12 protein-coding genes are annotated in these 12,998 nt (G+C 69.8%); 8 read left to right on the forward strand and 4 right to left on the reverse strand.

Annotated features, from left to right (window positions below; all coding sequences use genetic code 11):
• The first annotated feature begins 273 nt into the window (after positions 1–273).
• The gene (locus tag J4573_RS05805; protein ID WP_208254187.1) at positions 274–2,229 is read left to right on the forward strand and encodes a sensor histidine kinase; all 1,956 of its coding nucleotides are present in this window, start codon (positions 274–276) and stop codon (positions 2,227–2,229) included.
• Between the two features lie 369 nt (positions 2,230–2,598).
• Here J4573_RS05805 and dapF read toward each other — a convergent pair whose 3' ends face one another.
• On the reverse strand, positions 2,599–3,474 hold the full coding sequence (gene dapF, locus J4573_RS05810; RefSeq protein WP_208254188.1) for a diaminopimelate epimerase: 876 nt from the start codon (positions 3,472–3,474) through the stop codon (positions 2,599–2,601).
• 18 nt (positions 3,475–3,492) lie between these two features.
• Positions 3,493–4,392, reverse strand: a complete 900-nt coding sequence (miaA, locus tag J4573_RS05815) for a tRNA (adenosine(37)-N6)-dimethylallyltransferase MiaA (protein ID WP_208254452.1) — start codon at positions 4,390–4,392, stop codon at positions 3,493–3,495.
• 113 nt (positions 4,393–4,505) lie between these two features.
• Between miaA and J4573_RS05820 the strand changes: the two genes are divergently transcribed.
• Complete coding sequence (locus J4573_RS05820) at positions 4,506–4,706, forward strand: antitoxin (RefSeq protein ID WP_208254189.1); 201 nt, start codon at positions 4,506–4,508, stop codon at positions 4,704–4,706.
• 1 nt (position 4,707) lies between these two features.
• On the opposite strand, the gene J4573_RS05825 is transcribed toward J4573_RS05820, so the two are convergent.
• Positions 4,708–5,445 carry a class III extradiol dioxygenase subunit B-like domain-containing protein gene (locus J4573_RS05825; RefSeq protein WP_208254190.1) on the reverse strand — a complete coding sequence of 246 codons (738 nt, stop codon included), beginning with the start codon at positions 5,443–5,445 and terminating at the stop codon, positions 4,708–4,710.
• Positions 5,446–5,581: 136 nt separating this feature from the next.
• On the opposite strand from J4573_RS05825, the gene J4573_RS05830 reads away from it, so the two are divergent.
• Complete coding sequence (locus J4573_RS05830; RefSeq protein ID WP_208254191.1) at positions 5,582–6,415, forward strand: glycoside hydrolase family 16 protein; 834 nt, start codon at positions 5,582–5,584, stop codon at positions 6,413–6,415.
• A gap of 6 nt (positions 6,416–6,421) precedes the next feature.
• On the opposite strand, the gene miaB is transcribed toward J4573_RS05830, so the two are convergent.
• On the reverse strand, positions 6,422–7,999 hold the full coding sequence (gene miaB / locus J4573_RS05835; RefSeq protein ID WP_208254192.1) for a tRNA (N6-isopentenyl adenosine(37)-C2)-methylthiotransferase MiaB: 1,578 nt from the start codon (positions 7,997–7,999) through the stop codon (positions 6,422–6,424).
• 222 nt (positions 8,000–8,221) lie between these two features.
• Here miaB and J4573_RS05840 point away from each other — a divergent pair, with 222 nt between their 5' ends.
• From J4573_RS05840 to J4573_RS05860, 5 genes are all read left to right on the forward strand, one after another.
• A complete protein-coding gene (locus J4573_RS05840) occupies positions 8,222–9,004 on the forward strand; it encodes an amino acid ABC transporter ATP-binding protein (RefSeq protein ID WP_208254193.1) in 783 nt (260 codons plus the stop codon).
• Positions 9,005–9,044: 40 nt separating this feature from the next.
• Complete coding sequence (locus tag J4573_RS05845) at positions 9,045–9,863, forward strand: glutamate ABC transporter substrate-binding protein (protein WP_208254194.1); 819 nt, start codon at positions 9,045–9,047, stop codon at positions 9,861–9,863.
• A gap of 113 nt (positions 9,864–9,976) precedes the next feature.
• Positions 9,977–10,666 (forward strand): amino acid ABC transporter permease, encoded by a 690-nt coding sequence (locus J4573_RS05850; RefSeq protein ID WP_208254195.1) that lies wholly within the window; start codon positions 9,977–9,979, stop codon positions 10,664–10,666.
• On the forward strand, positions 10,663–11,640 hold the full coding sequence (locus tag J4573_RS05855) for an amino acid ABC transporter permease (RefSeq protein ID WP_208254196.1): 978 nt from the start codon (positions 10,663–10,665) through the stop codon (positions 11,638–11,640). The genes J4573_RS05850 and J4573_RS05855 overlap by 4 nt, the downstream gene beginning before the upstream one ends.
• A gap of 93 nt (positions 11,641–11,733) precedes the next feature.
• Entirely contained in the window at positions 11,734–12,924 is a 1,191-nt protein-coding gene (locus J4573_RS05860) for an NAD(P)-binding domain-containing protein (protein ID WP_208254197.1), read from the forward strand.
• Positions 12,925–12,998: the final 74 nt, after the last annotated feature.

The raw sequence follows: 12,998 nt of genomic DNA on the forward strand, positions 1-12,998 counted from the left end.
ACGCGCGGAGCAACGGATCTCACCGTGCCGCTACCGGGGATTCGGACGTTCAACGCCGCGGCGGGACGCCGAGTCTGCCCCGCACACGGCCCACCGCCGCCACAACGGCTCCATAACGACCCGTTTCGACGCGTTCGGGCACTTGCACGGGACGTAAGACAGGGCAACTCTCGGCAGAATGAAGTCCCACTGTCCTGAGGCGGTCGCCCCTGCGTCATCAGGACATGACCACAACGCTTTACCATTCCATTACTTTTGACTCGGGGAGCGCGCATGGTCACCGTCAGGCACGACCGAAGGACCGCGGCCCGGGGAGCGATAGCGCTCGCCGTGGCGGCGGTCCTGGTCGTGTCCGCGTCCCTCGTGCTGGGGCTGTGGGTCCCGGCGAGCGAACGGATGGTCTGGTGGCACCCGGAGATAGTCATCGCCCTGTTCTGGACACCCGTGGCCGCGTTCCTGCTCCGTCATCGCCCCGGCCTGCGGGTCGGCTGGCTGATGCTGGTGGCGGGCTTCAGCGCGGCGATCTACACCCTCACCCTCAACCTCGGCCCGTGGCTCGAACACCACGACTGGACAGGGGCGGACCTGGTCACCTGGCTGAGCCACTGGCTCTGGGCGATCGACACGTTCGCCCTCACCCTGGTGCTGCCGCTGATCTTCCCGGACGGGAAGCTGGTCTCGCGCCGGTTCCGGCCGGTGCTGTGGCTGGCCTGCGCGGTGCCGCTGATCGTCGCGGTGCACCTGACGATCGACCCGGGCGCACGCCGCTTCCATAACGGCGTGTCGGTCTACCCGCTCCAGGACGTCCCGTGGCCGATCAGCGCGACGATCCTCGGCACGCTGGTGCTGAGCATGGTGTCGGTGATCGTGCGGTTCGTGCAGGCGCCGCCGGACGTCAAGCGGCAGATCGCGTGGGTGATCTACCCCGGGATCATCGCGCAGGCGATCATCTGGGTCGGTGAGGTCACCCCGATCGGCGACCCGCTGCGCAACATCACGATCGCCGCGATCCCGATCTGCATCGCGATCGCGATCACCCGGTTCCGGCTGTACGACATCGACCTGGTGATCAACCGGACGCTGGTCTACGCCGGCGTCGGCGTCATCATGACCGGCGTCTACTTCGCGCTCGTCGGCACCACGAGCCTGCTGGTCGCCGACCGCGGTCCGCTGGCCGGACTGGCGGGGGCGCTCGCCGCGGGCGCGGTCTTCGAGCCCGCGCGGCGGCGCCTGCAGCGCGGCGTGGACCACGTTCTGCACGGCGAGCGCGACCCGTACCGGATCGCCGACCGGCTCAGCCTGCGGCTGCAGGCCTCCCCGAACCCCGCCGCCGCGCTGTCGGTCGCCGCCGAGGCGGTACGGGAGGCGCTGCACGCCGAGGGCGTCGTGATCGAGGTGCTGGACCGCGACGGCCGGGCGGCCAGCGCCGAGGACGGCGTCATGGGCGACGACCCGGAGATCATCGCGCTGACCTGGCACGGCGAGCCCGTCGGGCGGCTGCTGTTCTCGCAGCGGCGCGAGCCCGACCTGCGGCTCGCCACGATCCTGGCGCGCAACCTGGCCGAGCTCGCCAGCGCCGCCCGCCTCGCCGCCGACGTACAGCGGTCCCGGGAACGTATCCTGCGCACCCGTGAGGAGGAGCGGCGCCGCCTGCGCCGCGACCTGCACGACGGCCTCGGCCCGACGCTGGCCAGCTTCGCCCTCGCCCTGGACACCGCGCGCCTCACGCTGAAGCGCGATCCGGACGAGGTCGACAAGCTCCTGGAGGAGCTGCGCACCACGATGGGCCAGACGATGGGCGACGTCCGCGACCTGGTCTACGACCTGCGTCCGCCGGCGCTGGACGACCTGGGCCTCGCCGGGGCCATCCAGGCGCTCGGCCTGGTCGTGTCCACCGAGGACGGCCCGAACGTGGCGGTCCAGGTCGAGGGCGACCTGTCGTGCCTGCCCGCCGCCGCCGAGGTCGCCGCGTACCGCATCGTCCAGGAGGCCCTCACCAACGTGCACAGGCACGCCAGGGCGCGCGAGGTGGAGGTCCGCCTCAACCTGAACGGCGACCTGCACGTCAGCGTGGGCGACGACGGCGTGGGGCTCTCCCCCGACGCCAGGTCCGGGATCGGCATGTCCTCGATGCGCGAACGAGCGGCCGAACTCGGCGGCTCCTGCTCGGTGGGCCCGGGCCCGGGCGGCGGAACGATGGTCCGCGCCCGCCTCCCCATCCCGCCGTGATCCCGCAAGGGGTGTTACAGCGGACGCGGGATCACGGCGGAGAGGTACGCACCTCCTGGGAAGGCCAGGCCCTCATCCATGTGGTCGGCATTGCCACCACATGGTTGAGGGCCGGTGACCGCCCCCCGCCAAGAAGGTCGCCACCGGCCCTCGGGCTCCGCCTCGGCTCCGGGGCTCCCATCCCGGACCGCGCGGGCCTTTCCACCAGGAGGTGTGCAAGTTCGAAGTTATGCCGTTCGGGGTCCCGGCGATGAGGGACAAACGTCCCGAACCTTCCGGGACGATCGGACCAAATCCCGCCAGCGCCCCCTGTCCTGCGAGAACGCCACCAAACGATCATAACCTCCGACAGAAAGGGCGTCACGGGTCCTAGCGGGTGGTGGGGGCGGCCAGCCAGTCGGCGCGGAGCTCGCCTTCGGCGACGATGACGGCGGGGCCCTTCAGGTGGCTGGTCCGGCCGTCGAGGGTGACGGTCACGCGGCCGCCGGGGATGTCCACGGACCACTCGCCCCGCGGCAGCTTCCCCCCGGCCATGGCGTACGCGTCGTACGGCTCGGCCGACCCCACGGCCGCGGCCACCGCGACGGCCACGGTTCCGGTGCCGCATGAACGGGTCTCTCCCGAGCCCCTCTCGTACACGCGCATCTCCACGTGGTGGTCGCCCACGGGCCGGTAGAACTCGACGTTCACGCCCTCAGGGAACGCGGCGGGGTCGAAGGACGGCGCGCGGCACAGGTCCAGGACGGCGACGGGTTCGTCGATGCGGCAAGCCAGATGCGGGTTGCCCATGGAGACGTGCCTGCCCTGATAGGCCTGCCCTGCCACGGAGGCCTCTCCGGCCCCCAGCAGGCGCGGCGGGCCCATGTCCACGCTCACGTCGCCCGTGGCGCCGAGTGAGATGCCGCGTACCCCGGCACGCGTGGCCAGGCCCCATTCCCCCGGCGAGGCCAGACCGGCCTCGACCAGGTAGCGCGCGAAGACCCGGGTGCCGTTGCCGCACATCTCGGCGATCGACCCGTCGGCGTTGCGGTAGTCCATGAACCACTCGGCCTCGCCCGCGAGGGCCTCCACGGCCGGTTCCCCGGCCGCCTTGGTCCGTACGACCCGCAGGACGCCGTCCGCGCCGATCCCCGCCCGCCGGTCGCAGATCCGCGCGACCGTCTCCGCCGTGAGGTCCAGCGCCCCGTCCGGATCGGGCAAGATCACAAAGTCGTTCTCGGTCCCGTGACCCTTGAGAAACCGCATGCCAACGATCGTATGGCCTCAGCGGCCAGACCGTTCGACGGCCTCCAGCGCGCGGTCCGCCAGGTCGGGCGCGTCGTACGGCAGCCAGTGCACGCGCGGATCGCGCCGGAACCACGACTCCTGCCGCCGCGCGAACCGCCGGGTGGCCCGTACGGTCTCCTCCTTGGCCTGCTCCTCGGTCCACTCCCCCGCCAGGAACCGCAGCACCTGCGCGTAGCCGAGGGCGCGTCCGGCGGTCAGGCCGTCCCGCAGGCCCTCCCCCTCGAGTTTTCGGACCTCGTCCACGAGCCCGGCGTCCCACATCCGGTCGACCCGCAGGGTGATCCGCTCGTCCAGCTCGGGCCGCGGCACGGTCAGGCCGATCTGCGCGGCGTCGTAGCGGTAGCGGCGCTCGGGCATGGTCGCGGTGAACGGCCGCCCGGTGATCTCGATGACCTCCAGCGCCCGCACGATCCGCCGCCCGTTGCTGGGCAGGATCGCGTCCGCCGCCTTGGGGTCCTGCCGCTTCAGGCGCTCGTACAGAACGCCGGTCCCCTCGGCCGCCAGCTCCTCTTCCAGCCGCGCCCGCACGGCCGGATCGGTCCCCGGGAACTCCAGATGGTCGAGCGCGGCCCGTACGTAGAGCCCGGAACCGCCCACCAGCACGGGGATCCGCCCGCGCCCATGGATCTCGTCGATCGCCCCGGCGCTCAGCCGCTGGAACTCCGCCACCGTCGCGGTGACCGTCACGTCCCACATGTCCAAGAGATGGTGCGGAACGCCCCGCATCTCGGCCAAGGAGAGCTTGGCGGTGCCGATGTCCATGCCCCGGTAGAACTGCATGGAGTCGGCGTTGACCGCCTCGCCGCCGAGCCGCAGGGCGAGCTCGACGGCCAGATCGGACTTGCCGGCGGCGGTCGGGCCGATCACCGCGAGCACGTTTGGTGAGGTCACAGGCTTAATTCTGGCCACAGTTTGGGTATAGATCCGAATGCAGGGGCGTCGGACGGGATCCGATCGGCGCCATTCGGACGAGGGATCGGGGGGTCCATATGTCCATCGTCGACAAGGTTAAGGAAATGTTCGGCGGCCACGCCGACAAGGCCAAGGACGCCGTCGACAAGGCCGGCGACATGGTCGACGACAAGACCGGTGGCAAGTACGCCGACAAGGTCGACATGGCGCAGGACAAGGCCAAGGATTTCATCGAGGGCGCCAAGCCGAAGAGCGACGGCGGACAGTCCGCCCAGTAACTCACCCGGATCGCCGCCAGCTCGCCGCGAGGTAGCCGACACCGTACGGAGCCTCGTCCGCCAGCAGGCGCGCACCGAAACGGTCCCCGCCCGCCGCGCCGGCGAGGACCTGCCACGCCGCCCGTCCGGCCACCACCAGATCCCGGCACAGCCCGGGGTCCAGTTCGGCCAGCGAGGCGGCGTCGGCATTCCCGAACGCCCGCGCGACGCCCGCGTCGAAGGGCTCGGCGCGCCCGTCCAGGTAGCCGGGCGCCTTCTCTGAACGGCACGCCGACGCGTCCCCCATGACCAGCAGGGCCACCCGTTCGGCCGAGCCCGCCAGCTCGTGCCCGAGCCGCAGGCACTCGCCGGGCTCCGCGTCCTCCGCCACCGCCTGGTACCGGACGTCCTGGGGAACGTCCTCCGGCGACCGCGTGAGCAGCCAGCACCCGATCGTCAGTGACAGCGGCAGCCGCTCCCGCCGCACCGTCCCCTTGGGGTGGGTGAAAGTGAGGTCCAGTCCGTACGGGCGCAGATCGCCGTACGCGTCCGGCCCGTACCGCCGCGTCTCCGGCCCGCCCCCCACCACGATCAACGTGTCCACGACAGTGTCGCCGGTGTCGGTGTCGGTGTCGGTGCTCAGTTCGCGTACGGCCTGATCACATGCGTCGCGCAGCCCGTCGAGCTCGGGCGCGGCCCCGCCCGACACCTCCGGAACCAGGAGAGGCGGATGCGGGCACACCGCCGCAGAGATCAGCACGCAGCTCTCCTACCCCGTCGTGTCAGATAGCGCATCAGCGCTCACTTATTTAGCAGCGGGCTCACTATGCCCTCCCGCCACCCCAACATACGATCTTCGCCCCATAGGCCGTTGCCGCCGCTCAAGGGACGCTCCCATGCACCGATCCGCCCGCCTCGCCCTCGCAGCCGCGTCGGCGGCCCTCGTATCGACCGCCATCGGCACGAACGCCGCCCACGCACAGCAGGCCACGGCCATGGCGCTCCCGAGCGTGTCGTGGAAGCAGTCCTGGTCGTCGGAGTTCAACGGCAAGGGCGGCATCCCACCTGAGTGGCTTCCGCTCACCGGCAACGGGACCGACGGCTGGTCCCACCGCGCGTTGCAGTACTACCAGAAGGAGAACGTCTCCCAGGACGGCAAGGGAAACCTCGTCATCGCGGCGAAACAGACCTCCGCCTGGGACTGGTTCCAGCACACCGTCAACAACACCGGGAATCGCTGCTGGAACGGCGCCTGCCAGTACACCTCGGGACGCGTGCAGACCTCTGGGAAGTTCTCGCAGGCGTACGGACGGTTCGCCGCCCGCATCAAGCTCCCCACGGGGAACGGCACGTGGCCCACGTTCTGGATGCAGCGCGACAAGCCGCCATACGCCGAGGTGGACGTCGTCGAGGCGGTCGGGCGCTTCCCCAACCTCGTCCAGGGCTACGCGCACACCGAAGGGCGCGACGGCGGCGGCCAGCACGACCTGGGCAAGCCGCTGTCGGCCGGCTATCACGTCTACGGCGTCGACTGGACCCCGGACAAGATCGTCTGGTGGGTGGACTACCAGCCGTACGCCGAGTTCAAGACCGCCGGCTCCGCGTTCAACGCGCCGTTCTACCTGATCCTCAGCCTCGGTATCGGCGGCGACTTCGCCGGCGACCCGTGGTTCACCGGCTTCCCGCAGTCGATGCAGGTCGACTGGATCCGCGCCTACAAGGCCGCCTGACCCTGGCTATGGGCAGGTGGAGCAGCCCTGGGAAGCGGGGGCGGCCTCCGGGCGGTCCGGGCGCCCGATGGACGGCATGCCCAGCGAGACGCCCTTGGGGTCCTCGTCCCGCGCCTGCCGCGCCTCCCAGGCGTCGCCCGCCCGCGTACGGCGGACCGCGACGGACGGCTTGTCGGCGACCAGGTGGTGCGGGGCCGCGTACGTCACCTCGACCGTGACCATGTCGCCGGGCCGTACGGGCTCGTCGGGCGCGCGGAAGTGCACGAGCCGGTTGTCGGCCGCGCGGCCCGACAGGCGCCGCGTCGCGCCGTCCTTGCGGCCCTCGCCCTCGGCGACCAGCACCTCCAGAGTGCGGCCGAGCTGCTTCTTGTTCTCCGCCCAGGAGATCTCCTCCTGGAGGGCGACCAGCCGCTCGTACCGCTCCTGCACGACCTCCTTGGGCACCTGGCCGTCCATGGTCGCGGCGGGCGTGCCGGGGCGCTTGGAGTACTGGAAGGTGAACGCCGAGGCGAACCGGGCCTCGCGGACCACGTGCAGCGTCTGCTCGAAGTCCTCCTCGGTCTCGCCCGGGAAGCCCACGATGATGTCGGTGGTGATCGCGGCGTCCGGCATCGCGGCCCGCACCCGGTCGATGATCCCCAGGTAGCGCTCCTGGCGGTAGGAGCGGCGCATCGCCTTCAGCACGGCGTCCGAACCGGACTGCAGCGGCATGTGCAGGGAGTGCGTCACGTTCGGCGTCTCGGCCATCGCGGCGATCACGTCGTCGGTGAAGTCCTTCGGGTGGGGCGAGGTGAAGCGGACCCGCTCCAGGCCCTCGATGTCACCGCAGGCCCGCAGCAGCCCGGCGAACGCCGACTGCCCGCCCGCGGTCATCTCGCGCACCTCGTCCGGCGCCGTCGCGAGCGAGCCGAAGCCCGAGCCGTAGGCGTTCACGTTCTGCCCGAGCAGGGTGATCTCCAGGACGCCGTCGGCGACCAGCGCCTGCGCCTCGGCGAGGATCTCGCCCGGCCGGCGGTCCCTCTCCTTGCCGCGCAGCGCCGGGACGATGCAGAACGTGCAGGTGTTGTTGCAGCCCACCGAGATCGACACCCACGCGGCGTACGGCGACTCGCGGCGCGTCGGCAGCATCGAGGGGAAGGTCACCAGGGACTCTTCGATCTCGACCTGCGCCTCCTCCTGGACGCGGGCGCGCTCCAGCAGCACCGGCAGCGAGCCGATGTTGTGCGTGCCGAAGACCACGTCCACCCAGGGGGCGCGCTTGACGATGGTGTCCCGGTCCTTCTGCGCCAGGCACCCGCCGACCGCGATCTGCATCCCGGGATGGCCGTCCTTGACGGGCCGCAGGTGGCCGAGGTTGCCGTAGAGGCGGTTGTCGGCGTTCTCCCGTACGGCACAGGTGTTGAACACCACGACGTCGGGCTCGGCGTCGCCGGCGCGCACGTAGCCGGCCGATTCCAGCAGCCCGGACAGGCGCTCGGAGTCGTGGACGTTCATCTGGCACCCGTAGGTACGGATCTCGTACGTGCGGGGGCTCTGCGTGGGCTTCTGAGTGAGCCTCTGGGCGGGCTGAGTGGGCACAGTCATGACAGTCCCCAAGCGTAGGCGACCGGCGCGTCCGTTACGCGCACCCCTGATGATCACCAAGGGATAACAAGGCGGTCACCATCTGAGACGTGCGCGTCACCCGTTTCCGGAGCGTCACCATGAGAACAGAACGGAATCCCCTTGCCCACGTGGGGATTCGTGATCGGATCGGTACCCCGGGGAGGGTTGCTCATTGCTAATGATGACGTAAAGTCCGGGCCCATGACGGACATCGACAAGGCGCCGGTCGACGAGGACACGCCCGGTGGTGGCCCCCTCGTGGTGCTTGAGAAAGTCAACAAGCACTTCGGCGAACTGCATGTTCTCAGGGACATCAACCTCACCATTCAGCGGGGTGAGGTCGTCGTCGTGATCGGGCCGTCCGGAGGCGGCAAGTCGACCCTGTGCCGGTCGATCAACCGGCTGGAGCCGATCGACGACGGCACCATTCTGGTGGACGGAAAGAAGCTCCCCGAGGAGGGGAAGGAACTGGCCCGGCTCCGTTCGGACGTCGGCATGGTGTTCCAGTCCTTCAACCTGTTCGCCCACAAGACGATCCTGCAGAACGTCACCCTCGGGCCGATCAAGGTCCGCAAGGTCGGCAAGCAGGAGGCCGAGAAGCACGCCATGGAGCTGCTCGACCGCGTGGGCATCGCGAATCAGGCCGAGAAGTACCCCGCGCAGCTGTCCGGCGGACAGCAGCAGCGCGCCGCGATCGCCAGGGCGCTGGCGATGAAGCCGAAGGTGATGCTCTTCGACGAGCCCACCTCGGCGCTCGACCCGGAGATGGTCAAGGAAGTGCTCGACGTCATGACGAGCCTGGCCCAGGAGGGGATGACCATGATCGTGGTCACCCACGAGATGGGCTTCGCACGCCGCGCCGCGCAGAAGGTCGTCTTCATGGCGGACGGCCAGATCGTCGAGGAGAGCACTCCCGACGAGTTCTTCACCAACGCGCGCACCGATCGCGCCAAGGACTTCCTCTCCAAGATCCTCACGCACTGAGCCGTCGGGGCTCCGGCAGAAAAGCAAAGGTAGGACGACAATGCGTGTACGTACTTACGGGGTGGCCCTGGCGGCGGTGGCCGCGGGCGCCATGGTGGTCTCTGGCTGTAGCGCCAAGAAGGACTCCACCATCGACGGCAAGAAGACCCTCGTCGTCGGCGTGAAGGCCGACCAGCCGGGAATGGGCCTGCAGACCCCGCAGGGCTTCCAGGGCATCGACGTCGACGTCTCCGCCTACATCGCCAAGAAGCTCGGCGCGACGAAGGTCGAGTACAAGGAGGCCAAGTCGGCCAACCGCGAGTCGTTCCTGGCCAACGGCACGGTCGACATGGTGGTGGCGAGCTACTCGATCACCCCTGAGCGTCTCCCCAAGGTCACCTTCGGCGGCCCGTGGGTGGTCACGCACCAGGACCTGCTGGTCCGCGCGAACGAGAACTCGATCAAGACCGTCCAGGACCTCAAGGGCAGGAAGATCTGCCAGGTGCAGGGCTCCAACTCCTGGAAGCGCGTCACCGAGGACAACAAGGTCGCCGCCAAGCTCGTGCCCGTGCAGGGCTACGAGGACTGCATCACCAAGCTGAAGAGCGGCACCCTGGACGCGGTCACCACCGACGCCACCATCCTGGCCGGCTACGCCCAGCGCGAGGGCGCCGCCCTGAAGCTCGTCAACGCCCCCTTCACCGACGAGAAGTACGGCGTCGGCATCAAGAAGGGCGACAAGAAGGGCTGTGAGGCCGTCAACAAGGCCATCACGGACATGTACAAGGACGGCACGGCCCAGCAGCTGTGGACCAAGTGGTTCGGCAAGACGAACCTGAAGTTCGACCCGACGCAGCCGCCGGCTCAGGGCTGCGCGTAATCGACTCCTTCCGGTGCCGGGGCGGTGCCGGGAGACCTGTCCGTCACCGCCTCGGTGCCGGTGGGAGCGTCGTCGTACGCTCCCACCGGCGCCCGGCCAGAGGATGAAGCGGCATGAACTGGGACGTTCTTCTTGACTTCAGCCCGTTCGCCAAAGAGTCCGACAAGGTACTCGAGGCGTTCTGGGCGACCATCCGGCTCTCGTTGATGTGCGGCCTGCTGTCGCTGATCTGGGGCACGATCCTGGTCGGCATGCGGGTGTCGCCGACGCCGGTGCTGCGCGCGGCCGGAACGTTCTACGTCAACACGTTCCGGAACACCCCGCTGACCCTGATCCTGGTGTTCGTCAGCCTGGGCGTGAGCGACACGCTGAAGATCAATTTCTCCGACGAGACCTCGCTGAACAGCTACTGGCTGGCGACCATCGGCTTCTCCGCCTACACCTCGGCGTTCGTCTGCGAGTCGCTGCGGGCGGGCATCAACACCGTGCCGATGGGCCAGGCCGAGGCGGCGCGGGCGATCGGCCTGCCGTTCACCCAGTCGCTGCGCCTGGTGATCCTGCCGCAGGCCTTCCGCGCCTCGATCGCACCGCTCGGCAGCGTCATGATCGCCATGATCAAGAACTCGACCGTGGTGCTGGTCGCCGGCTACATCGAGGCGGCCGCGCAGATGAAGCAGATGTTCGAGGACTACGGAGCCACCTTGCCGATCTTCCTGGGCTTCGCACTCGGGTTCATGGTGCTGACGCTGCCGGCCGGTCTGCTGACCAGCTACCTGAGCAAGCGGCTGGCGGTGGCCCGATGACCACCGCCACCGACACCGCGCCCGCCGTCCGCAAGCCGCGCCGCCGCATCGGCAAGGAGCCGTCGGTCCTGTTCGACGCGCCCGGCCCGCGCGCACGGGTGCGCAACAACATCCTCACCGGCGTCGCGGTCGTCGTCCTGCTCGCCATCGCGTACGCGGTCATCGCCCGCCTCGACGACCGCGGCCAGTTCGAGGGCAAGCTGTGGAGCCCGTTCACCAAGGTCTCCACCTGGACCGACTTCATCCTTCCCGGCCTGCGCAACACGCTCAAGGCGAGCGCCGTCGCCGCCGTGCTGGCGTTGCTGTTCGGCGTGGTCTTCGGCCTCGGCCGGATGTCGGACCACGCGTGGGTCCGCGTTCCGTGCGCGGTCGTGATCGAGTTCTTCCGGGCGATCCCGCTGCTCCTGCTGATCTTCTTCATCTTCTCCGGCCCGGCGACCATCGCCGACGGGCTCGGGCGGGAAGCACCTCAGGTCACCGCGTTCCAGGCCGTGGTCATCGGCCTGATGCTCTACAACGGCTCGGTGCTGGCGGAGATCTTCCGGGCGGGCATCCAGTCGCTGCCGAAGGGCCAGTCCGAGGCGGCCTACGCGATCGGGCTCCGCAAGAACGGCGTGATGCGGCTGATCCTGGTGCCGCAGGCGACCACCGCGATGATGCCGGCGATCGTGAGCCAGCTCATCGTCCTCAACAAGGACACCGCACTCGGCTACATCATCGCCTACACCGAGCTCCTCAACGAGGGCTTCAAGATCATCCCGGCCAACTACGGCAACCTGCTCCCGGCGGCCATCGTGATCACGGTCATCTACATCGCGATGAACCTGGCGCTCGGCTACCTGGCGAGCTGGCTGGAGCGCCGTTCGCGCCGCAGCAAGAAGTCCGCGGGCACGACCATGGGCGCCGGCGGTCCCGCTCCTGCACCCGGCATGACCATCACGGGCCAGACCACCGGCGACACCGGCGGCATCTAGGCCCCCATCGCCCTGCGGAAGAGGCGCCACCGGATCTCCGGTGGCGCCTCTTCTCGTCGGGAATCGCGGGGGCGGCCTGGAGGTTCTGTGAGTGTGATCAGCGAAGTCGACACCGTGGTGATCGGGGCGGGGCAGGCGGGGCTCTCGGCCGGGTACTTCCTGCGCCGGCACGAGATGGACTTCGTGATGCTGGACCACTCGCCGCGGGCGGGCGGGGCCTGGCAGTTCCGCTGGCCGACGCTGACGCTGGGCACGACGCACCGGATCAACGACCTGCCGGGGATGGCGCTCGAGGAGTCCGACTCGTCGCGGCCCGCTTCCGAGGTCGTGTCGGAGTACTTCGCGCGGTACGAGCGCGAGTTCGAACTGGACGTGCACCGCCCGGTCGACGTCACCTCCGTCCGCGAGGCCGACGCAACGGGGGGCGGCGGGCTTGAGGGCGGCGGGCTTGAGGGCGGCGGGCTTGAGGGCGGCGGGCTTGAGGGCGGCGGCTCCGGGGGCAGCGGGCTTGGGGACGGCGGTTTCGGGGGCGACGGCGGGCGGTTGGTCGTGGAGAGCTCTGAGGGCGTCTATGCGGCTCGAGCCCTGATCAATGCGACCGGGACTTGGGACCGGCCGTTCTGGCCCCGCTACAAGGGGATGGAGACGTTCGGGGGACGGCAGCTGCACACGGCGGACTACCGGGGGCCGCAGGAGTTCGCGGGCAAGCGCGTGCTCGTCGTCGGCGGCGGCGCCTCGGGCGTTCAGGCGCTGATGGAGATCGCGCCGGTCGCGGCGGCCACCACCTGGGTCACGCGGCGCGAGCCGGTGTGGGTCGAGGGGCCGTTCGACGGGCGCGTCGCGGTCGCGCGGGTGGCGGAACGGGTGCGGCGCGGACTGCCGCCGGGCAGCGTGGTGAGCGCCACCGGGCTGATGCTCACGCCCGAGGTGCGGGCGGCGCGGGAGAGCGGCGTGCTGCGGCGCTTCCCGATCTTCGAACGGGTGACTCCGGAGGGCGTCGTCTGGCCGGACGGACGGTCTGCCGAGTTTGATGTGATCTTGTGGGCGACCGGGTTCCGCGCGGCATTGGATCATTTGGCTCCGCTGCGGCTGCGCGGGCCGGGCGGCGGGATCGCGATGGACGGCACGCGGGTCGCGGCCGATCCCCGGATCCACCTGCTCGGGTACGGGCCCTCTGCCAGCACGATCGGTGCGAACCGGGCGGGCCGGGTCGCGGTACGCGAGGTCAGAGCCCTGCTCGGCCGTTTGGACCGTTCAGGGGTCCGGGGCGCGATCGGTGCCTGAGTCCGCACCAGTGACCGGCTTGTATCTTTCCGAATTCAACTCCTCCGTCATGGCCCCAACCGATCCCCGTATGC

The organism is Actinomadura barringtoniae (genome assembly GCF_017573505.1).
Taxonomy (GTDB): domain Bacteria; phylum Actinomycetota; class Actinomycetes; order Streptosporangiales; family Streptosporangiaceae; genus Spirillospora; species Spirillospora barringtoniae.